This window comes from Nannocystis sp. (assembly GCF_016714285.1).
GTDB lineage: Bacteria > Myxococcota_A > Polyangia > Nannocystales > Nannocystaceae > Nannocystis.
In genome coordinates this window covers 173,192-194,353 of record NZ_JADJNN010000016.1, presented here as the reverse complement: position 1 = coordinate 194,353, position 21,162 = coordinate 173,192, and the positions used below count along the sequence as shown (strand labels likewise).

The following is a 21,162-nucleotide window of genomic DNA, read 5'->3' as shown; positions in this document are numbered from 1 at the left end:
CCGCGGAGGATGCCAGAGGAGGGCCGCGCCTGACCAGCCGAGGCCGCCACGTGAACGCCGCCGCACGGCCTGCTGCGCCGCCTCTCGCTCGTCCGCCACGGCGCTGCCGGCCCGCGGCGCCGCGACGCCGTCGCGTGTGCAGCACGAACCGCGAGTTCGCGGCGGCCGAGAGGGTTCTCACGGCCTCACCACGGCGACGAGCGCCGCCCGACGATCCGTGAATTGACCTGTCCCTTTGGACAGATCATCCCGTCCCGACCAGCACCGCGCCGGCTTGCTATGCTCGCGCGCGATGCTGGTCTTGCTCGCCATCCTCGCCCTCGCGGCCGCGCTGCTGCGCCGGTGGGCGCGCTGGCAAGGCACCGCGCGGACCGTCGAGGCGCTGGTGATCGTCGGCGCTGGTCTGCTCGCGCTGGTCGGCCTCCTCGCCACCGGGCTCGCCGCGCTCGGCTGGTTCTCGGCGCCGGCGCTGGTGTTCGTGCTGACGGCGGCCGCCGTGCTCGCCTGGCCCTGGGGACAGGTTCCGAGCGGCGAGCCCGAGCGCCTGCCGCCCGCCGACGACCACCGCGTGTGGCTCACCGCTGCCGCGCTCGCGCTCGCAACCCTGGCCCTGCGCAGCCCGGTGATCCCCGCCGAGCTCGGCGGCCGCGACCAGGGCAGCTACGTGCTGCGGGCCCGCCACACCCTGCGCACCGGCGCGATCGGCCTCGTCGACCCCGTGCTCGCCGCGGCCGGTCGCGCCGTCGACGAACGACCTGGCCCCGGGGACATCCTCGGGCTCTACCCGCCCGCCGGCGGCCCCGGACGCGCCGGCCGCTACGAGGGCGCCTACCGCCCCGGCTTCTACCTCGCCGACCGCGCGCGCGGCGAGGTCGTCCCGCAATTCCTCCACCTCCACCCGACCCTGCTCGCGACCAGCGGCCTCGTCGTCGGCCCCGAACGCATGACCCTGCTGCTCCACCTCGAGGCGCTGCTCGCCGTGCTCGGCCTGTGGGCGCTCGGCCGACGCCTGCTCCCGCGCGGACCGTGGGCCCTGCTCGCGGCCGGGCTCTACGCCTGCTCGCCGCTGGCCGTGTGGGTCCAGCGCACGCCGCTCACCGAGCCGCTCACCGGCCTGCTGCTGCTGGCCGCCGCCCTCGCCCTGGCGAGAGGCCTGCGCGTCGGCGGCGACACCACGCCGCTCGCCGCCCTCCTGCTCGGCGCGACCGCGTGGATCCGCGGCAACGCCTGGCTGAGCGCGCCGCTGCTGCTGGCGATCCTCTGGCTCGTGCCCGGCACCGGCCCGCGCCGCCTCGTCGCGCCGACCTGTCTCTTCGGACTGCTGGTCGCCAGCCTCGCCGTCCACGTCGCCACCAGCTTCCCGTACCTTTATGACGAGCTGCACCGTCAGCTCGGCGCCCTCGCGCCGCTCTCGCTGCCCGCCGTCGGCCTCGCCGCCGCCCTGTCCGCCGTCGCCTGGCTGATCGGCGACCACCTGCTCCGACCCTATCGCGGCCGCATCGATCGCCTGCCGGCCGCCCTCGTCCTCGCCGCGGCCCTCGCCCTCGCCCTCTACGCCACCCTCGCCGTGCTCGGCGGCGGACACAGCCGCCTCGACCCCGCCGGCCCCCTGCTCGGCGCCGGCCTCCTGCTCGCGGCCGCCGCGGGCGCCCTCCGCTTCGCCGCCACGCGCCCCGCCGCCGACCCGCACGCCGTCTGGCTGCTCGCGCTCGCCAGCGTGCCGGTCTTCACCCTCGCGCTCTACGCCCAGCGCAACCTCCCGCAGGCGACGCTCTACTACTACGGCCGCTACCTCGTCCCCGAGCTGCTCCCGCTCGCCTGCCTGCTCGCCGCCTTGGCCCTCGCGGCTGGCCATTCATTCATGTCCCGAAGGACAGGCCCGCGCCCCGCCGCGATCGCTACCGGCGGCCTCGGCCTCGGCCTGCTTGCGGCCCAGCTCGCCCCCTACCTCACGCACCCGGTCACGCGCCTGCAGGAGTTCGCGGGCGCCGAGCGGGCGATCGACGCCCTCGCCGCTGAGATCCCCGCCGACGCGATCGTCATCGCCGGCGGCGAGGGCTGGCACAGCGCCCACACCTTCAACCAGATCGGCGGCGCCCTGGCGATCGGCCGCGGCCGCACCGTGCTGCCCTACCGCTCGCAAGAGGCCACCTACGCGACCCTGCACGAGCTGCTGATCGCCGGCCCGACCGCGCGCGACCGGCCCGCGCCGCAGGTGTTCCTCCTGCTCAACGAAGCCAGCCACAGCCGCACCCCGCGCGACGAGCAGGGCCGCCCGCTCGCCCCCGTCGCCGCGATCGACGATCGCCTCCCGGCCCCCTTCGTCGCCCGCCCCGTCGCCCTCGTCGAGCTCTTCCTCGACCGCCTCACCCCCGTCGAGGGCGAGCTGCCGACCCGGGTCACCCGCGCCGACCTGCGCATGGCCCTGTTCGCGGTCGACGTCGACCCCGCCCTGCTGGCCCAGGTCCACGCGTGGCGCTTCGTCGACGGCGAACTCCGCGGCCCGCTCGGCCTGCGCCTCGCCGGCGCCACGTGGAGCAGCGGACAGCTGTGCCTCGACCCCGAGCGCCCGCTCGTGCTCACCCCGCCCCGCGGCCTCCAGGGACCTGTCTCTCTGGTCATGGTCGCAGGGACAGGTGGCGCCGCCGGCGAGCGCTGGAAGATCGCCGTCGACGGCGCGGCGCTCGACCTACGTCCGGCCCCGGGCGCCGCCTCGCGCGACACCCTCGGCCCCTTCGTCCTGGCCAAGATCCCGCGACGGATCGCCGTCCGCGGCAGCGACAAGCCCCGCCCCGATCGCCCCTGTCCGCACGGCAGCCTCGCGGAGCTGCGCCTGCTCCCGCCCGACAGCGCTGGCTTCACCCGACCCTCGGCCGCGTGGGCCCGCACCTTCGCGCCCGCGACCGACCTCGGCCACCCGGTCACCGCGATCCGCTGGGTCGCCGGTCGCTCGCTCTCGCGGGCGCGCCCCGGAACCCTGCCCGCCCCGGTCGGCGGCGGCCTCACGCTCCCTCTACGCGCCGGTCAACGCCTCGACTTCGCCCGCTCACATGTCCCCGGGGACAGCCGAGATCCGCACGACCTCGTGGTCAACCTCCGCGACATCGAGCTCGGGCCCGACGCGCGCGTGCAGGTGTGGGACGACACGCAGCAGATCGGTGAGATCGACCCGCCTGATCACCACCCGGGCGCCTGGCAGTCGGCGCCGCTGCCGTGGCGGCCGCGCAGCGCCGTGCCCCAGCTCGGCCTCATCCTGATCGCCGCCGACGAGCACGCGCAGGTGCAGCTGCGCGACCTGGCGATCTTCGACCGCCACGTCGTCGCCGCCAGCGAGCTCAGCCCGAGCTCGGCGAACGATTGAGGAACACCTGCAGGCGCCCGCCGCTCGCGGTCGCCAGCGCCACCGCGAGGTCGGGCTTGTCGTCGTCGTCGAGCGTCAGCGCCATCAGGTCGACCACAGCCTCGCCGTCCGTGTAAGTCCGCAGCGCCCCGAGGCTGGAGAAGAACACGCCCGGGTCCTGGTCGGGCCAGCGAATGTACACGCCGACGCTGGTCGTGCCGTCCTCGTTGTCGAAGGCGACCGCGATGTCGACCTCGCCGTCGCCCGTGAAGTCGCCGAAGGCCGCCGCGAGCGGGCTCGGCACCGCGAAGATCCCGGCGTAGAGCTCCTGGTCCAGCGGCGCGTAGGTCGGCGGGTCCTTCTGGGTCCGCCGCGAGATCGTGATCACGTCGCCCTTGCGGTGCAGCGCGACAAACTCCTCGACCCCGTCGCCGTCGAGGTCGGCCGCGTAGAGCCGCGAGATGAGCCCCTGCCCCGGCATCACCACCGACTCGCTCGGCCGCGCGACGTCGTCGTTGTCGTAGGTGAGCGCGATGACGTCGCTGTTGCCCGACGAAGGCACCGCCGCGAAGCCGATATCCAGGAACGCGCCGTCGTTGAGCCGCGCGGCCACCACCGCGTGCGTGCTCGAGTAGCGCGGGTCGCCGTAGGCCTCGAAGCTGCCGCTCTTGTCGATCGCCGGGCTCAGGAAGAAGCCGATGTCGGCCGGCTCGACCGGCGACTTGTCCGGCGCCGGCATCGAGTCGCAGGCGATGCCCCAGCCGATGTCGGCCGCGACGCCGTCCCCCACCGCCGCGAGCGACACGGGCCTGATGCAGGGCAAGCTGAGCGTCTTGCCCCGGAGGTCGAAGCTCACGCTCTCGCCGGACGCGAAGACATCATCGCCGCAGGTGTGCACCGTCAGCTTGCCGCCGTTGATCAGGTCGTCGGTCTCGATCAGCGTCGCCAGATCTTGCACGCCGGTCGGGTCGCCATACACGAACGACGGCACGAAGTCCTGGATCACCGCTGGACTCGCCACCTGCGTCAGCTTGCCCGCGCCAGCGAGCTCGGTCGCCGCGTACACCGTGCGCCCGTCGCCGCTGGCCAGCCCGACCGCGAGGTCGTCGACGCCGTCCTTGTCGAACACGGCGCGCCGCAGCTGCCACGGCGCACCCGGCAGCGCCAGGTCGAGCCCGGGCACCAGGCACACCTGCCCCGCCTCGAACAGCCCGGTGCTGTCGACGCAGGGCCCGACGGGCTCGACCGCGAAGCAACCGGACTGCGCCACCAGCACGCACGCGATCGCCACGACCGATCCACGCATCGCGGCCCGCATCAGAAGTTCACCGCCATCCCGGCCCCCGTGAAGCGCGCCCGCTTGCCCGCAGCCGCGGGCTTTCCCCGACGCACGTGGTCGACGATCAACAGCGCCGCACCCGTGACCACCAGCGCCGCGCCGACCCCGATCCCCGCGTAGGCCATCGCCGCGGCCTGGCCCTCGTGGGCCGCGTACTCGTCGGCGCGAACCGACGACAGCGGCACCAGCGTGCCCTCCGCTGCCGCCTGGTCGACGAGGCGGCCACGGCTGACGAAGCCCGTCGCTGCCAGGCCGGCGCCCGCGAGCAGCCCGCCCACGAGCACACCGGCGCCCGCGTAGGTCAGGGCTCCCGGCGGCCGTCGACGCGTCGGCGTCGGCGTCGGCGTCGGCGCTGGCGCTGGCGCTGGCGCCACCAGGGCCGGCCGTGGCACAGCGGCCGCCGCCTGCTCCTTCGCCGCGATCTCGGCCTCGATCTCCGCCACGCGCTCCTTGGCGTCGCCGGTCGCCTCGCCGGTGCTCTCACGGATCTTGATGAAGTTGGTGAACAGCACCCGCGCCTGCCGCAGATGGGCGAGGTCCTGGTCGATCTCGTAGGCCTTCGCGTGCGCCTGCCCGAGGTTGTAGAGCAACGACGGCGCCTTCAGCAGCGCGTACGCGGCCTCGAACTTGGCGATCGCGTCGGCGAATTTGCCGAGGTTGTAGGCCGCCGACGCCTCGTCGAACAGCCGCTGTCCGTCGGCCTGGACATCACCTTCGGCCGCGCTGACCGACTCCGCGGGCGTCTGGGCCTGCGCTGCCACCGGCCCTGCCAGCGCCCACAGCAGCACGCCGAAGCTCGACGCTCGCGACCCATGCACACGCAGCACGCCCTGGATGTATCACCGAGCCATGCACAGCGACAAGCCGAGCGACCGCGGGCGAATGCGCCATGCGTGGAAGTGCGCTGACCCAGCGCTACTCGTGACGCCCGCGTATTGATGCGACACTGCTCCGCGGCGATGACACAGACCCAGCGCGCCAGCGTGAGTCCGGTGAGCGCGGGCGAGACCTTGCTCGCCCGCGGTGACGCGCCGCTGCCTCGGCCCGCGCCGAGCGGGAGCGGCGAGGACCCGCGGATCGGCACGCTGCTCAAGGACACCTACCGGGTGCTGCGCAAGCTCGGCGAGGGCGGCATGGGCTCGGTCTACCTCGCCGAGCACTGCTCGATCGGCAAGAAGGTCGCCGTCAAGGTGCTCGGCGACGCCTACCTGCACCGCCCCGAGCTCTCCGAACGCTTCCTCCGCGAGGCCCGGGCCGCCGCGATGATCGAGTCCGATCACGTGATCGAGATCCACGACTTTGGCACCACCCCGGACGGCGCCGCCTTCTTCGTGATGGAGTACCTGCAGGGCGAGGACCTCGCGCACCTGCTGACCCGCGAGGGCCCGCTGCCGTGGACCCGCGTGCGGCCGATGCTGCTCCAGCTGTGCGCCGCCCTGCAGGCCGCCCACGATCGCGGCATCTACCACCGCGACATCAAGCCCGAGAATTGCTACCGCCTCGCGCGCTCGGGCGACGGCGACACGATCAAGATCCTCGACTTCGGCATCGCCAAGGTGCTCACCGATGAGGCCGACGGCGGCAAGCAGCTCACGCGCACCGGCATGATCTTCGGCACGCCCGACTACATGTCCCCGGAACAGGCCCAGGGCGTGCCGCACGACCACCGCGTCGACATCTACGCCACCGGCGTGATCCTCTTCGAGCTGCTCACCGGCGATCGACCCTTCCACGCCGACACCTTCATGGGCCTGCTCAACAAGCAGATGTTCGAGCCCCCGCCGCGCCCGAGCAGCGTCGACCCCAAGTTAAACATCGCCCCCGAGGTCGAGGCGATCATCCTCAAGGCGCTGCAGAAGGACCCCGCGCTGCGCTTCCAGTCGATGACCGAGTTCGCCGCCGCCGCCAGCGCGACCGGCACTGGCGCCGCCCCGGTCACCGTCGTCGTCGAGAAGCTGCCGCGCCCGCTCGCCGCCGGGCAGGCCGTCGGCTTCCGCGGCGAGGCACCGCCCGCGCCGCGCCGCCGCTGGCTCGCACCGCTGCTCGCGGCCGTCGCCGCCGCCGGCGTCGTGACCACCGTCCTCGTGATCGCCGACGACGCCCCGGCCGCCGCCGACCACCCCAAGCGAGCCGCCCGCGCGGCCAGGGTCGCCGCCAACCCCGAGCTGCTCCCGCTCGAGCCGGCGCCCACCAAGGCCAGCCCCGAGCTGCTCCCGCTGCAACCTGTCCCCGAGGTCAGCCTGAAGATCCGCACCGGCGCGGTCGCGGCCGAGATCTTCGACACCCAGGGCCGACGCATCGGCAGCACCAGCGACCCCGCAGGCGTCCGCGTGCCGCAGGGCGCCACGCAAATCGCCCTCACCCTGCGCGCCGACGGCTACGACGAGCTCGCCCTGCAGCTCGTGCCCGACCACGACCAGGAGCTCGACCGCGCCGACGCGCTGCAGCGCCGCGCGCCGCAACCCGCGACGCAGCGCCCGCGCAAGAAGGACACCAGCGCGCCGACCAAGGCCGTCACCCCGCCGACCAAGAGGGTCGATCCCGGATCTCCCGACCTCATGCCGCTCGGCGGCTAGTCGCGGCCAGCGGCCAGCCGCTACACTGGCCCGACATGCGACCCCTCGCGCTCATCACCGGGGCCAGCCGCGGCATCGGCCGCGCCATCGCCCACGCCCTCGCCCCCGAGCACGCCCTCGTCCTCGGCGGCCGCGACCGCCGGGCCCTCGACGTCCTCGTCGACGAGCTCCGCCCACTCGCCCGCGGACCGGTCAACGCCCTGCCCTGCGAGCTCGCCGACCCCGCCGACCGCGACCGCTTCCTCGGCGAACTCGCCAGCCTCTGCGACCAGCTCGGCGCCCCCGTGCAGGTCCTCGTCAACAACGCCGGCGCCGCCCACTCCGCCCCACTCGCCCGCACCGACGACGAGCACTGGGCCGCCCTCATGGCCCTGAACCTCGGCGCCCCCTTCGCCCTCACCCGCGCGCTCGTCCCGGGCATGGTGCGCGTCGGCTGGGGTCGCGTCATCAACATCGCCTCGACCGCCGCGCTCAAGGGCTACGCCTACACCGCGGCCTACACCGCCAGCAAGGCCGGCCTCGTCGGCCTCACCCGCGCCCTCGCGGTCGAGCTCGCCAGCAAGCGCGTCACCGTCAACGCCGTCTGCCCCGGCTTCACCGACACCGACATCGTCGCGCGCGCCAGCGAGAACATCCAGGCCGCCACCGGTCGCAGCGCCGACGAGGCCCGCGCCACCCTGGCCCGCTTCTCGCCGCAGCAGCGCCTGCGCAGCCCCGAGGAGGTCGCCGCCCTGGTCGCCTACCTCGCCAGCCGCGCCGCCGACGGCATCACCGGCCAGGCCCTGGCGATCGACGGCGGCGAGACAGCCTGAGACGGCCCGGGACAGCCCGATCCCGCTGTCCTGCACGACCTGTCCCCCAGGCCCTGTCCCCCAGGCCCTGTCCCCCAGGCCCTGTCCCGAAGAACCTGTCCTGAAGACACTGTCCGATCAGACAGCCGTCAGGCCTGCCGGTCCCAGCCCTTTTTAATATTCTCCGCGATGATCTCGTCGGCGATCCGCTGCGCCTCGGCGAGGTTCGGCGCGACCCGGACCTCGCGCTGCAGCGGGTCCTTGCGCCCGGCCGAGTAGTCGGTCCAGTGGACCACGTAGGCCGGGTAGCTGCGGTCCAGCGTCTCCTTGTTGGTCTGCCACAGCACCAGCTTGCGCACCGCGACCTGGCCCTTCGCCTCCTTGGCGTAGACCTCGCGCCGAACCACCGCGCTGGCCGGCAGGACCACCCGCTCGGCCTTCTTGGCCAGCCCGTCGATCAGGCAGCGCTCGAGCACCTGGGCCACCCGGATGTCGGTCGGGTTGACCGACTTGTCGTCGCGCAGGCGCACGAACACCGGGTGCAGGATGCTCGCGCCGGGCATCTCGCGGACCGTCGTCCACCCCTTCGCCCCGTGCTCCAACACCATGCGGTGGATCGGGTCGCCGCTCGAGTCCTCGCCCTGGATGTCCGTCACCTTGAACTCGATGACCGTCTCCGGCTTGACGAAGCGGTACAGCGCGCCCTTGCTGTTGGCGTAGCGGAAGTTCGACCCGATCTCCTTGCCCGCCAGCATCTTCTTGAACGCGCGCCGCTCCTCCGTCGGCATGTTGCCGCAGGAGCCGATCACCTGGAACTGCCCGTCCTCGCGCAGCAGCGCCATCAGCAGCGCGCCGACCCCCTCGGGGTCGTCCGAGCTGTCCGTGTAGCCGATCACCGCCGCGTCGATCGTGATCGACGGCTTCACCTTGAGCACGAGCCCTCGGCGCGGATCACCAGACCCTCGCCCTTGCCGCCCTCGACCCACTCGTTCCACAGCGCCTGCACCCGGTCCCCCGCGGTGGTCGCCTCGGTGCGGATCGCCTGCGCCCGCTTGCCCCCCGCGAACAGCCGCCGCAGCACCTCGAGCCGCTCGCCGTAGACGATGCTGCGCGTGGCCGCCTCGGCGTCGCCGCCGACCAGCAGGTCGAAGGCGTGGAAGGCCATGCGCTCGACCTGCGCCTTGTCCTCGCCGCCCATCACCGCCGCCAGATCGCCGACCCGCGCCCGACCCTGCCCGGCCGGCTTGACCGCGAACAGCTCGCCCGCCACCACCGTGCGCCCGCGGGCCCGCCCCGCCGCCGCCTTCAATTCGGCCAGCACCGGGATGTCACCCGACACCACGCGACCGGTCGGCGAGCTCAGGAACAGCTCGTCGCCGTCCATGACCAGGAACCACAGCTCGCCGTCGATCTTCGGCGACACCAGCAGCGGCCCGTGCGGCAGCGCCGTCGCCAGGTCCTCCTGGACCAGCGCGCGGTAGCTGCCCGCGACCGTCCGCTTGTAGTTGCGCAGGTGCGAGGCCAGCTCGGGGTCGGTGATGCTGCCGGCGGGCGAGTGCTTGCCCTTGCCGAGCGGACGGGCGCTGTCGACGGAGAAGAGAGCCATGTGCGTGTCCTCGGGGAACGGAGGGTCGGATCAGGAGGCGGCCGCGGCCAGCGTGCGCAGCTCGAGGTTGCTGAGGTGGAGCAGGAGCTTGTAGCGCGGACCGTCGATGCGGCCCTCGAGGAAGGCCTGGTAGCGCGCCCCGTTCTCCTGGAAGATCAGCGGGTCGCGGCCCTTGGGCCCCGCGCCGAGGCGAGCCACCTCGTCCTTGTCCGCCAGCTCCTTCGCCATCGCATACAAGAAGTCGTAGCTGAGGCCGCTGGTGTGCTTGATCTGGATCGTCCGCACCACCGCGAACTTGGTGACCAGCTCGCCACGCTTGAGCCGCAGCTTGGTGAAGCGCACCGGCGACTCCTCGTTGGTGTTGGCCGCCACCGACTCGGCCGGCTTGCGCTCGCGCTCCTTGCCGTCGGTGCCGAAGATGACCTCGACCAGCGACGGCGACGCGTGCAGCACCTCGCCCCCGCCCGAGAGGAACACCGTCTGCGTCTCGCCGACCTCGCGCCCGACCAGCTCGCGGTCGATCTCCGGGTCGCCGGCGATCAGCGCCTTCGCCAGCCCGTCGCCGTGCAGCGCCGCCAGCTTCGCGTGCAGCCCGCCCTCGGTGGCCGCCACGTAGCGCTTGAAGGCGACCTTCTTGCCGCCCGGCAGGCCCGTCGTGATCCCGGGCGGCTTGCGCACCGACTCGATCACCACCTCGGCGTTGCGCGAGGCCTCGTTCATCAGGTTGATCTTGCGCATGCTTCTCCTGCCTCCCTAGAACATCTCGAAGTCCAGCTCTTCTTCGTCGTCCGCCTCGTCGGCGGCCTCGGCCACCACCGTCTGCAGCTCGAGCCAGTCGCTCTCGCTCGGCTCGCCGACCAGCGCGAAGTAGCCGCTGGCGTTGCCGACCAGGAAGGCCAGCTCGGGCTTGTAGTCGGCGCGGTAGTTGAACGTGAACTTGAAGATCTTGCCGGCCTTGAGCTCCGCCTCGAGCTTGGGGTCGAGGCCCTCGGGACTCAGCACGTAGACCGAGCGAACCGCGAGATCGAGCAGCTCGGTCGGCGCCACCGGACCCTGCAGCGCCTGCGGCTCGCCCAGCGTCGACGGCTGCAGCGGCACCGGGTTGCCCGCCGCGTCGAGCCCGACCAGCCGGTTGTTCGGCACCCACGCGCCGCTGTCGTCGAAGTAGCCCTGCGCCGTCATGCCCGAGCGCACCAGCAAGGTCCCGTCGCGCGTCAGCTCGGCCTTCTCGCAGCGCTGCCCGTCGGGGTCGAGCACCTGCCGCTGACGGCGGCCGTAGAGCTTGGCGCGGTCCAGCTTCTCGTGGTCGAAGTTGGACTGCACGCCGCCGAAGGACACGATGATCGGTTTGGCCATGGATTGTGCTCGCCTCGCGCGTCACCCGGGGAGTCGGCGACGACGCAAGGTCTTATCGTCCACCGCCAAACACCCCGTCAACCGCGATCGCCAGCGCGGATCCGCCCCGCGCTCCGCCCCTTCCCCGCCGCGTCAGCGCATCGCCGCGTAGAAGCCGAAAGTGCCGCCCTCCGCGACATGGCAGGCATCCGTCGCCGCCCACGCCCCGAGCGCCGTGTTCACGTCGTAGCCAGCGTCGTTGTCCCCCGCGCCAGCCGAGTAGCTGTAGAGATAATGCCGCTGACACCCACAGTTGAGCATGCGGTAGGCGGCCGAATGATGGTCGAAGCCAGTCACCGTGTTGCCGTTGCAGGTCGGGCCATCCGGCGACACCGACACCCCGAAGTCGCCGCCGCTGGCCGTGTTGAAGTTGGCGTAGCCCATGAACCCGGCCGCCATGATATTGTTGCTCGTCACCAGGTTCACCGCCTTCTTCGCCGTCGTGTTGGCGACCACCAGGTTGGCGTCGAAGGCCGCCTTGTCGGCGCGCAGCCAGATGCTGTTGCCACGCACGAACAGCGTCTCGCTGGCGATCGCGCTGAGCGCGACCTTGCGCGCCCGGCTCAGGTTGTACGCCTGGAACATCAGCGGGTTGCCCACGAGCGCCTCGGTGTCGCTGATCATCGCCTGCTCGTTGTCCGCGCCGCTGGCCGCATAGAAGATCGTCCAGCCGCCCATGCTGTTGGTCATATCGCAGAACACGTCGAAGGCCGGCAACGGGCCACCACCGTCGATATCCACGTTGAACTTGCCGCTCTTGGCCTGCGGGTCCGCCGCGAGGATCTGCTTGCAGCTCTGCGGCGGCGTACAGACATTCATCGTGCACACACCCGAGCCGCAGTCGCTGCCCGCCAGGCACTTCTTGCCCAGCGCGCACTTCGGGCAAGCTCCCCCGCCGCAGTCCTCGTCGGTCTCCGCCGCGTCCTGCAGTTTGTCCATGCAGGTCGGCAGCTTGCACATGTTCGTGCACATATCGGCGTTGCTCATGTTGCCGTCGTCGCACTCGTCGACCATCTCCTGCACCACCATATCCCCACACTTCGCGATCTTGCAGGTGCCCAGGCACGCGTCCGTGTCGACCAGGTTGCCGTCGTCGCACTCCTCCATCCCGGCGAACACCGCCGAGTCGCCGCACACCGCGTTCTTGCAGGTGCTCAGGCAGGCGTCGTCGTCCGCCGCGTTGCCGTCGTCGCACTCCTCCAGCCCCTGCACCTTGCCGTCGCCGCAGCTCTCCATCTGACAGTCGGCCGAGCAGCCGTCGCCGTCGTCGACGTTGCCGTCGTCGCAGCCCTCGACCCCCGCCAGCACCAGCGAATCGCCGCACACCGCCGTCTGACACGCCGCCGTGCACGCCGCGTCGTCGGCGTTGCTCGGCCCGTCGTCGCACTGCTCCCCGGGGTCGATGTTCGCGTCGCCGCAGATCGGCCCGACGCCGGTGCTCCCGGTCATCTCCGCCGTCGTCGACCCGACCGTCGTCACATCGGTCGTGCTCGCCGACGGATCGACCGTGGTCGGCGTGTCCGTCGTCGGCGCGTCCGTCGTCGGCGCGTCCGTCGTCGACGCGTCCGTCGTCGGCGCGTTCGTCGTCGTCGTCATCGCCCCCGTACCGTCCGTCGAGGTCGAGCTCGAGGTCTCGCTCCCGCCGTTATCGCCGCAACCAGCCGCCATCAACCACGCCGCGGCGAAACCACGGCACACCCGTCCATCCAATCCATGCCCCATCATAAGCACCCTCCGCCCACAGGATATCGAAGCCTCACGGCCCTGCCCAGCCGCGACGCGCCGCCGTGGCCCCGCGCGCGGATCCATGCTCCACCTGTCTCGAAGGACAGCTCAGCGTCGCCTGGCCTCAGCCCCTTCGCACGAGCCACCAGGTGCAGATCGGCAGCGCCAGATAACAAAGCGCCCCGATCGCCAGGGTCGCCTGGATGCCCCACGCCATCGAGGTCCCGAGCGCCAGACCACTGGCACATACACCGCACGCACCGTTCACGCCCCACAGCCACGGCGTGATGTCGTCCGGCGCCTCCGCGCGAGCGCGCCGCACCAGCCGCAGCCCGAGCGGGAAGCACAGCCCCATCGCCAGCGCCGGCGGGGCGATCAGCGCGGTCGTCAGCAGCACCCGCGTGGCCACCGGCGCGCCCGCGTACGCGTCCATCACCGGACCGAGCGCCGCGCGAGCCAGCACCACCAGCAGCCCCGGCAGCAGGGGGAAGAACCACGCCACGCGCGGCCGCTCCACCGGCACCACCCCGCTGACCAGGCTGCCGATCCCGGTAAACAGGATGATCCCCGCGAGCACGACCGCGAGCGCGAGCGTCGGGTGGCCGAGGAACACGCCCACGCGCGACAGCAGCCCGATCTCGACGAACATGAAGCCGAGCCCGATCAGCGCAAAATAGGCGCAGGCCGCCGCCAGCGTCGCCCGGTCGATCGCCGACGATCGCAGCTGCCCGCGTCGCAGCCACAGCGGCCCCAGCACCGCCAGCAGCGTCAACAGCACGCTCACCAGCGTCGCGTACACCAGCGTCTGCGTCGCCTGCAGGTTGCCGAGGAACGCGAAGTCCTGGCGGTCCACCTCGCTCGTGTCGGCCAGCCACGCCCGCGGCCGCAGCATGTTGAAGAAGAACGGCCGGTCGTCGCTCGGCGGCGTCAGGTCGAGCTCCTGCCCGGCCGCGAAGGCCCACAGCGACGCCGAGTCCGGCTGCTCGACCAGCGCCTTCAGCAGCGGCTGCGCCGGCAGGCGCCGCGGCGTCAGCACCATGTTGAAGCCGAGCCGCACCGCCTCCTGCTGCATGCGGTCGAGGTCCCGCGGCGTGAACGGCGACGGTGACACCAGCAGCGTCGCCACGCTGCTCTGTTGCAGCAAGATCAGGTGCGCCCGCGGCTGCTTCGCGCCGAGCCGCCACAGCGTCTCCATCGCCAGCGCCAGCATGCGACCCGTCTCGCCCGGCGAGTCCGACTTGTACCACCGTGACACCGTGAAGATGCCCGTCGGCGTCAGCCGGCGCATGAACGCCAGCCAGCCCTCCACCGTGTACAGCCCGTTCTCCGACAGCGAGTAGGCGCCCGCCCCCGTCGACGCCCAGGTGTCGATCAGCGACATCGTGATCACGTCGTACTGCCGGCGGTCACGGGTGAAGAAGCTGCGCGCCTCGTCGGCCCGCAGCTCCACCCCTGGCAGCGCCGCGATGCCCGAGAACTCCGCCATCGCCCCGCGGTGCAGGCCGACGATCTTGGCGTTCAGCTCCACGCCCACCACCGGCGTGTGGCCCGTGCGCGCGGCCGCCAGCACGTCGCGACCGCCGCCCACACCGATCACCGCCGCCGGCCCGCGCGGCCGCAGCTGGTGGGCGAACGACGACACGTCCCACTCGAGGTACGCGTGGTCCGAGCCGGCGTACTCCGCCATCGCCGTCGCCGCCGCCCCGTCGATCTTCAAGATCCGCTGCGCGATCGGCCGCAGCTGCTCCGGCGGCGTGTTGCGCCCCGCCGCCCACAGCATCGGCGGCAGCGAGGCCGTCGCCGACACCGTCACCCGCGAGTGCGTGTTCCAGCCGATCCACAGGTGCGCCGCGTAGTCCTCGTGCTGCCCCTTGACCCACGCCGGCCGCAGCAGCGGCGTCTCGGCGGTCGCGTTGCCCCACGCCGCCGCGGTCCACAGCAGCGCCAGCCCCAGCGCCCACACCTGTCCCTTGCGACCTGTCCCGGCGGGCATGTCCGTACGGGCAGCCGCGAACGCCCACGCCCCCAACGCCGCGACCGCCCCCGCGACCAGCACCGCCGAGGCCGCATCAACCGCGTCGAGCAGCGGGATCACCAGCACCGCCCCCAGCGCCGCGCCGAGCAGGTCGACCCCGTAGGCCCGCCCCGGCGGCAGCCCGGCCCGCGTCAGCGCCAGCGTCAGCGTCACCCCCACCAGCGTGAACGGCAGCGCCAGCACCAGCCCGAGCCCGAGCAGCGCCACGAAGCCCATCAGGTCGGTGACCGGCAGCAGCGGCCCCGACATCGTCCACGCCAGGGCCGGCGGCGCCAGCAGGGCGAAGCTAAGCGCCGAGTCGAACAGCCGCCGCGGCACCGCGGCGAACACCCGCGGCCACAGGAACACCACCACCGCGCCCGCCGTCATGCCCAGCATCGCCAGCGCGATCACGAAGAACGCGAGGTGGTACCACGCGATCACGCTGGTGATCCGCGTCAGCAGGATCTCGAGCATCAGGGTGGCGAGCGCCACCGCGAAGATGCCGGCGTAGACGAAGGGGCGCCTCATACGGGCACCGTATCAGGATCGCGCGGGCCGGCGGACCTGCCCCCACCGGCCCCGCAAGCGATCGCTCACTCCCCGCCCGCGACCTCCTGCGTCCGCAGCAGCGGGTCCGCGGCGATGTCCGCCTCGGCGAACACGATCGGCCGCCAGCGCTGCTCCGAGAACAGCTTCGTCTGGTCGCTGAAGTGCGGCGAGGCCGGGTCATCCGACTCCGAGTAGGTCAAGAAGGCCTGCCCCCGCGGCCCGTCGGCGCCGAGCTCCACCACCATCACGAAGCTCGAGCCGTAGTTCACCACGTAGTGCCCGTCCTTTGTCAGCCCGGTCTCGCTGCTCACCACCTCGCCTCGCGGCGTCAGCGGGTCGACCGTCGTCTTGAGGCTGCCGTACGACAGCTGGTTGGCCGTCCCGTCGCGCGCCTGCCCGCCCGCCAGCCCGAAGCTCTGGCCGCCCCGCGTCGCCTGCTGCACCGCCCCGAGCTCCGCGTCGACCGCCACGCCCGCCGCCTTCAGCCGCAGCACCGCCTTGCCGAGCCCCTCCAGCACCTTGTCCGGCTGACCCATCACCGGCGCCGGCGTCAGCGTGTTCGGCGTCTCGATCGGGTCGTCCGGGTCGAAGGGCACCGAGAACAGCGGCCCGTAGTCCTTCGCGCTGTCGAGCCCGTACGACCCGAGGAACTCGCGCCACACCACCGCGCCCACGCTGCTCGCGTCGAAGCGCCCGTCAAAGCCCGCCAGCACCCCGCAGGCCGCCTTCAGGTCGACCTGCTCGTCCATCACCAGCACCGTCGAGGTCGCCTCGCAGCGCTCGACCACCGCGTCCAGCAGCAGGTCCGCCGTCATCGATCGGTTGCCCATCATCGCCCCCTGCAGCTCGCTCACCGTGAACTTGCCGTCGGCCCCCGCCGAGCTGCCCGCGCCCTGCTCCGTCAGCAGGCGCATGTTCATGCGCGTGCGCGGCGACTGTGGCACCCGCTCGAACCCGTGCAGCGGCGAGTAGCCCTCGAGCGGCGCCGCCGGGTTGCTCAGCCAGTGGCTGTCGTTCGCGTTGAACACGAAGTCTTCGCGGTCGATCTGCGGGAACTCGTCGTAGGGCACGATCCCCGGCCGGCGCGCCCCCGGAGCGTCGGTCCACTCGTTCTGCTTGTCGCCGCCGTCGAGCAGCACCAGCCCCTGGCCGTACAGCACGCCAGCCAGGAAGTCGCCGTCCTCGACCTTCTTGAGCCAGCCGTCGATCGCCGCCTGGCTCAGCCGCGCCGTCGCCGATGCGTCGATGTACCACGCGCTCCCCGTCTTGTCGGCGGCCATCGTGTTGACCCACGGGATGCCCCCGATCTCCTGATACACCTGCTTGAACTCCGCCATCGAGGTCGCCCGGTTCATCCCGAAGAACTGCTCGATGAGGTCGGTGTTGTCGATGTTCGCGTCGCGGTAGGTCAGCGCCAGCTCGTCGCTCCAGCCGAAAGGATCGACGTTGAGGATCGGCCCGTAGTGGCTCGCATACAGCGTCCGCTCCTGCTCCTTGAGCCCGCCGTCCGGCTGCCGCACCTGCAGCTTGAAGCTGCGCGCCTCCATCTTGCGCGGCTTGCCCTCGTACATGTAACTGGTCGGATCGCCATTCACCAGATCGAGCGCGTAGATCGTGAAGCGCTGCCCGTCCGAGAAGGTGTGCGTCCACGCCATGTGCTCGTTGAACCCGATCAACGAGCCCGGCACGCCCATCAGGCCCACGCCGTACACGTTGACCTGACCCGGCACCGTCACGTGGCTCTCCCACAGCTTGAGCTCGCCCTCCCACGGGAAGTGCGGGTTGGCCACCACCATCCCTGCGCCGCTCGCCGTGCTCGCCCGCCCCAGCGCCCAGCCGTTGCTGCCAAAGCCCGACCCCGGCGGCCCGCGCAGCCCCGACACCGACCCGCCCGGGCGCACCAGCGGCGAGCCCGGCGGCTGCGCCGTCGCCAGATAACCAGCCAGCGCGTTGCCGCTGGCCAGCAGCCCGAGATCCACATAATACGCGAACAGGTCGAGCGACGAGATCGGCCGCAGCCACGCCTGCCCGCTGCAGCTGCCGACCACGTTCTCGGGCCCCGTGTCGGCCAGGTACTGGTTGTAGCCCGCCACGTATCCGTCGATCAGCGCCCGCACCTCCGGCGACTGCTTCTCCAGCCCCGCCTCCGCCCGCTTCACCACGTCGAGCATGAGGTACGCGAAGTCGCTGTCGAGGTGCTGCCCGAACTCCCCCGGCCCGAGGAACAGCGACCGCTCGCTCCGCACCTTCAAGATCTGATCGGCCAGCACACACGCATGGTCCTGCGCGAACGCGTAGGCCTGCCCGAAGCCTGCGCTGCCGATGTCGTCGGCCAGGATGTGCGCCACGCCGTACGCGGTCCGGCGGATCGTCGCGTGATACTTCGCCGCTCCGCCGGTCGAGCCCCCCGTGTCCGCCCCGGTCTCACCGCTCGCGGTCGCGTCCGTGCCGTGCTCCCCCGTGCTGATACAACCCCCCAGCAGCGAGGTCAGCCAGAGCAAGGAACACGGGACCGGGACACGAGGGGCGATCATGCCCCACGCTACCAAACCTCGCCGCCGCAGCGCCAGCCCTACGATTTTCCCGGCAAGAGCCCGATCTCGATCAGCCGCTGCGTCAGGTAATCGTTGGCCGTGATCGGCTCCGGGTAGTGCTCCGGATTGTCCGCCGTCACGCAGGTCTCCAGCGACTTGATAAGAAACTCCGAGTTCGGGTGGAGGAAGAACGGGATCGAGTAGCGCGGCACCTCGCTAAACGGCGGCGGCGGGTTGACGACCCGGTGCGTCGTCGATCGCAGCACGTTGTTGGTCAGGCGCTGCAGCATGTCGCCCACGTTGACCACGATCGTCTCCGGGATCGTCGTCACCGGGATCCACTCGCCCTTGAGCGACAACACCTGCAGCCCCGGCTCGCCCGAGCCGATCAGCAGCGTGATCAGGTTGATGTCCTCGTGCTGGCCCGAGCGCACGCTCTCGGGGTCCCCGAGCCCCTGACGGATCGGCGGGTAGTGGATCGGCCGCAGGATGCTGTTGCCGTGGTCCGTCTTGTCCGCGAAGTACCCCTCCGACAACCCCAGCCCCAGCGCCACCGCCCGCAGCACCCGGTTCCCCAGCGACTCGAGCGCCTGGTACAGGGACCAGGTCGCTTCGCGGAAGCCCGCGATCTCCGTCGGCCACAGGTTCGGCGGGATGTCCTTCGTCCACGCCGCCCCCGCCACGTGCTCGCGACCCACGTGCCAGAACTCCTTGAGGTCGACCGCCGGCGAGTCCTTGGCGTGCTCGACCCCGAAGCGCGTGTACCCGCGAGCCCCGCCCGAACCCGGCACCTCGTACGCCACCTTGGTCGCCTCCGGCAGGGCGAAGAACGCCTTGACCGCCCGGTACGCGTCGGCGATGAGCCCCTCGGGGATCTCGTGGCGGGTGATGCCCACGAAGCCGAATTCACGGTACGCGGTGTTCAGGTCGCGGACGAAGCCGGCGCGCGCGGCCGGGTCCTGCTGGTCGAAGCGGCGGATGTCGAGGATCGGTACTTGCTCAGACATGACGAATCCTGAGGTTGGTTGCTAGAGGAGGGCTCCGGCCACGCAGGCCGTGGAGAAGTTGGCCAGGCTCGCCGCGACCAGCGCGAGCAGGCCGAGGCGGGCAATGTCGGACTTGCGCTCCGGCACCAGCGCGCCGAGGCCACCGATCTGTATCCCAATGCTCGAGAGGTTGGCGAAGCCGCAGACGGCAAAGGTTGCGATCGCCACCGAGCGATCGGCCAGCACCCCCTTGAGTTGGTGCAGCTGCTGGAACGCCACGATCTCGTTGACCACCACCCGCGTCCCGAGGATCGACCCCACCTGGGTCGCCTCGCCCCACGGGATCCCCATGAGGAATGCGATCGGCGCGCAGGCCCAGCCGAGCAGGCGCTGCAGCGTCAGCGGCTCGTCGCCGCCGCCGGGGATCAGCCCGATCAGCCCGTTGAGCAGCGACACCAGGGCGATGAACGAGATCAGCATGGCGCCGACGTTGGCCGCCAGCTTCATGCCGTCGATCGTCCCGTTGGCGGCCGCGTCGAGCAGGTTGCGCGAGTTGTCGACCGGCGCGTCGTCGACCCGCCCCGCCGTCTCCGGCGTGCCCGTCTCCGGCACGATCAGCTTGGCGAACACCAGCGAGATCGGGGCCGTCATCGCCATCGCCGTCAGCAGGTGCTCGATCCGCACGCCGCCGAGCAGCACGTAGGCCCCGAGGATCGCCCCCGACACCGAGGCCATCCCGGCCACGATCACCGTGAACAGCTCCGACTCCGTCAGCCGCGACAGGAACGGGCGGATCGTCAGCGGCGCCTCGCTCTGGCCCATGAAGATGCTGGCCGCCACGCACAGCGACTCCGCCCCGCTGGCCCCGAACACGTGGACCATCGCCCGCGCCAGCACGCGGACGATCAGCTGCATCACCCCGAGGTAGTAGAGCACCCCGAACAGCGCCGCCACGAACACGATCGTCGGCAGCACCTGGAACGCGAAGATCACCCCCAACCCGCTCGCCCCCCCGTTCGGCTTGCCCAGCTCGCCGAACAGGAAGCTCGAGCCGACGAACGCGTGGTCGAGCACCCCCTGGACCACCGAGGCCCCCGCCGTCAGCACCGCCTGGCCCTGCGGCACCTTGAGCAGCAGCACCGCCATCAACCACTGCAGGCCCACGCCCCACAGCACCATCCGCAGCTTGACCGCCTTGCGGTCGCGGCTCAGCGCGTAGCCCACGCAGAGCAGCACGAAGAAGCCGACGACGCTCATTCCCTGATCCAAGCTCATGCGGCCCCCCTGGCGTCCTGGATGGACACCGCGTCGTACCACGAGTATCAAGCCCGGGTCAGCACCCAGAAGGTCCGCACCAGGAGCCCGACTTGGCCAAGCTCTACTTCCGCCACGGCACCATGGACAGCGCCAAGACGCTGAACCTCCTCGCCGTCGCCCACAACTACCGCAGCCAGGGCAAGCGCGTCCTCCTGGTCAAGCCTCGCACCGACGACCGCTTCGGCGCCGCCGCCATCCGCTCGCGCGCCGGCATCGAGGCCGAGGCCGACATGCTCGTCGACGACAGCACCCGCCTCGACCCCGCCGACTTCCGTGGCATCGACTGCGTGCTCGTCGACGAGGCCCAATTCCTGTCCCCCGCCCTCGTCGAGCAGCTGCGGGCCCTCACCCAGGGCGGCCCGCCCGTCATCTGCTACGGCCTGCGCACCGACTTCCGCACCGGCCTGTTCCCCGGCTCGCGCCGCCTGCTCGAGCTCGCCGACAGCATCGAGGAGGTCAAGGTCACCTGCCAGTTTTGCAACCGCAAGGCGATCTTCAACCTGCGCATGCAGGCCAGCGACGCCCCGACCTCCGAGCGGGCCGCCGTCCTCGACGGCCCCCAGGTCGAGCTCGGCGGCAACGACCGCTACGCCCCCGCCTGCTTCGCCTGCTACAACGCCCGCACCGGCCTGTTCCCCCGCCTGGCCGAATGAACCTGGCCTTTGGGGCAGGCGAGTTGTCCACAGGCGACCCACAGGCCACCCGCAGGCTGCCCACACGGCGCCCACAGGCGGCCCACAACTTTCACCACCGCCCCGCCTCCGCCGATCGCTGAAGTCGGCTCCGCGAGCCGATCTCCCGCGCCCCCGTCGCCCCGATCGCCGCACTGAACAGCCACACAGGCCGCCCGCAACCTCCTGGGGCCGCGTCCCGACGCCTCTCCTCCACAGGAATTGATCGTTGCAGATCGATGGACTTACGAGCGCCACGGACAGCCGTCCACCAGGCCGGCGCGTCATCCCGAGTTCACCGCGCTGTCACTCGATC

At 71.7% G+C, this 21,162-nt stretch carries 15 protein-coding genes; 4 read left to right on the top strand and 11 right to left on the bottom strand.

The features are described from left to right. The first annotated feature begins 292 nt into the window (after window positions 1-292). Window positions 293-3,361, top strand: a complete 3,069-nt coding sequence (locus tag IPJ59_RS25675) for a hypothetical protein (RefSeq protein WP_293273706.1) — start codon at window positions 293-295, stop codon at window positions 3,359-3,361. Here the strand turns inward: IPJ59_RS25675 and IPJ59_RS25670 are convergent. Further along, on the bottom strand, window positions 3,336-4,646 hold the full coding sequence (locus tag IPJ59_RS25670) for a hypothetical protein (protein WP_293273705.1): 1,311 nt from the start codon (window positions 4,644-4,646) through the stop codon (window positions 3,336-3,338). The genes IPJ59_RS25675 and IPJ59_RS25670 overlap by 26 nt on opposite strands. 11 nt (window positions 4,647-4,657) lie before the next feature. Beyond that, window positions 4,658-5,506: a hypothetical protein gene (locus tag IPJ59_RS25665; protein WP_293273704.1), complete on the bottom strand. Its 849-nt coding sequence runs from the start codon at window positions 5,504-5,506 to the stop codon at window positions 4,658-4,660. 132 nt (window positions 5,507-5,638) lie between these two features. On the opposite strand from IPJ59_RS25665, the gene IPJ59_RS25660 reads away from it, so the two are divergent. Both IPJ59_RS25660 and IPJ59_RS25655 read left to right on the top strand, forming a co-directional pair. After that, window positions 5,639-7,255 carry a serine/threonine-protein kinase gene (locus tag IPJ59_RS25660; protein WP_293273703.1) on the top strand — a complete coding sequence of 539 codons (1,617 nt, stop codon included), beginning with the start codon at window positions 5,639-5,641 and terminating at the stop codon, window positions 7,253-7,255. A 35-nt stretch (window positions 7,256-7,290) separates the two neighbouring features. Beyond that, window positions 7,291-8,067 carry an SDR family NAD(P)-dependent oxidoreductase gene (locus IPJ59_RS25655; protein ID WP_293262809.1) on the top strand — a complete coding sequence of 259 codons (777 nt, stop codon included), beginning with the start codon at window positions 7,291-7,293 and terminating at the stop codon, window positions 8,065-8,067. A 128-nt stretch (window positions 8,068-8,195) separates the two neighbouring features. Here IPJ59_RS25655 and IPJ59_RS25650 read toward each other — a convergent pair whose 3' ends face one another. The 9 genes from IPJ59_RS25650 to IPJ59_RS25610 form a co-directional block, all read right to left on the bottom strand. After that, complete coding sequence (locus IPJ59_RS25650) at window positions 8,196-8,981, bottom strand: ATP dependent DNA ligase (protein WP_293273702.1); 786 nt, start codon at window positions 8,979-8,981, stop codon at window positions 8,196-8,198. Further along, window positions 8,969-9,652, bottom strand: coding sequence for an ATP-dependent DNA ligase (locus IPJ59_RS25645; RefSeq protein WP_293273701.1), 684 nt, complete (start codon window positions 9,650-9,652; stop codon window positions 8,969-8,971). The genes IPJ59_RS25650 and IPJ59_RS25645 overlap by 13 nt, the downstream gene beginning before the upstream one ends. 30 nt (window positions 9,653-9,682) lie before the next feature. Beyond that, window positions 9,683-10,390: a hypothetical protein gene (locus IPJ59_RS25640; RefSeq protein ID WP_293273700.1), complete on the bottom strand. Its 708-nt coding sequence runs from the start codon at window positions 10,388-10,390 to the stop codon at window positions 9,683-9,685. 15 nt (window positions 10,391-10,405) lie between these two features. Further along, window positions 10,406-11,008, bottom strand: a complete 603-nt coding sequence (locus IPJ59_RS25635; protein ID WP_293262818.1) for a hypothetical protein — start codon at window positions 11,006-11,008, stop codon at window positions 10,406-10,408. A gap of 132 nt (window positions 11,009-11,140) precedes the next feature. Continuing rightward, window positions 11,141-12,643, bottom strand: a complete 1,503-nt coding sequence (locus IPJ59_RS25630) for a DUF4215 domain-containing protein (RefSeq protein WP_293273699.1) — start codon at window positions 12,641-12,643, stop codon at window positions 11,141-11,143. Between the two features lie 253 nt (window positions 12,644-12,896). After that, window positions 12,897-15,317, bottom strand: a complete 2,421-nt coding sequence (locus tag IPJ59_RS25625; protein ID WP_293273698.1) for a hypothetical protein — start codon at window positions 15,315-15,317, stop codon at window positions 12,897-12,899. Window positions 15,318-15,382: 65 nt separating this feature from the next. Further along, the gene (locus IPJ59_RS25620) at window positions 15,383-17,872 is read right to left on the bottom strand and encodes a penicillin acylase family protein (protein WP_293273697.1); all 2,490 of its coding nucleotides are present in this window, start codon (window positions 17,870-17,872) and stop codon (window positions 15,383-15,385) included. A 38-nt stretch (window positions 17,873-17,910) separates the two neighbouring features. Next, complete coding sequence (locus IPJ59_RS25615; RefSeq protein WP_293262829.1) at window positions 17,911-18,879, bottom strand: isopenicillin N synthase family dioxygenase; 969 nt, start codon at window positions 18,877-18,879, stop codon at window positions 17,911-17,913. A gap of 21 nt (window positions 18,880-18,900) precedes the next feature. Then, window positions 18,901-20,115, bottom strand: coding sequence for a NupC/NupG family nucleoside CNT transporter (locus IPJ59_RS25610; protein ID WP_293273696.1), 1,215 nt, complete (start codon window positions 20,113-20,115; stop codon window positions 18,901-18,903). A 110-nt stretch (window positions 20,116-20,225) separates the two neighbouring features. Here IPJ59_RS25610 and IPJ59_RS25605 point away from each other — a divergent pair, with 110 nt between their 5' ends. Beyond that, the gene (locus IPJ59_RS25605) at window positions 20,226-20,828 is read left to right on the top strand and encodes a thymidine kinase (protein WP_293273695.1); all 603 of its coding nucleotides are present in this window, start codon (window positions 20,226-20,228) and stop codon (window positions 20,826-20,828) included. The last annotated feature ends 334 nt before the right edge of the window (window positions 20,829-21,162 follow it).

Excerpts from the sequence above, each read along its gene's own strand:
- IPJ59_RS25660 (WP_293273703.1), top strand. The coding sequence starts at position 5,639 with ATGACACAGACCCAGCGCGCCAGCGTGAGTCCGGTGAGCGCGGGCGAG.
- IPJ59_RS25630 (WP_293273699.1), bottom strand. The coding sequence starts at position 12,643 with ATGACGACGACGACGAACGCGCCGACGACGGACGCGTCGACGACGGAC.
- IPJ59_RS25655 (WP_293262809.1), top strand. The coding sequence starts at position 7,291 with ATGCGACCCCTCGCGCTCATCACCGGGGCCAGCCGCGGCATCGGCCGC.
- IPJ59_RS25610 (WP_293273696.1), bottom strand. The coding sequence starts at position 20,115 with ATGAGCGTCGTCGGCTTCTTCGTGCTGCTCTGCGTGGGCTACGCGCTG.
- IPJ59_RS25620 (WP_293273697.1), bottom strand. The coding sequence starts at position 17,872 with ATGATCGCCCCTCGTGTCCCGGTCCCGTGTTCCTTGCTCTGGCTGACC.
- IPJ59_RS25670 (WP_293273705.1), bottom strand. The coding sequence starts at position 4,646 with ATGCGTGGATCGGTCGTGGCGATCGCGTGCGTGCTGGTGGCGCAGTCC.
- IPJ59_RS25635 (WP_293262818.1), bottom strand. The coding sequence starts at position 11,008 with ATGGCCAAACCGATCATCGTGTCCTTCGGCGGCGTGCAGTCCAACTTC.
- IPJ59_RS25640 (WP_293273700.1), bottom strand. The coding sequence starts at position 10,390 with ATGCGCAAGATCAACCTGATGAACGAGGCCTCGCGCAACGCCGAGGTG.
- IPJ59_RS25675 (WP_293273706.1), top strand. The coding sequence starts at position 293 with ATGCTGGTCTTGCTCGCCATCCTCGCCCTCGCGGCCGCGCTGCTGCGC.
- IPJ59_RS25615 (WP_293262829.1), bottom strand. The coding sequence starts at position 18,879 with ATGTCTGAGCAAGTACCGATCCTCGACATCCGCCGCTTCGACCAGCAG.
- IPJ59_RS25625 (WP_293273698.1), bottom strand. The coding sequence starts at position 15,317 with ATGAGGCGCCCCTTCGTCTACGCCGGCATCTTCGCGGTGGCGCTCGCC.
- IPJ59_RS25645 (WP_293273701.1), bottom strand. The coding sequence starts at position 9,652 with ATGGCTCTCTTCTCCGTCGACAGCGCCCGTCCGCTCGGCAAGGGCAAG.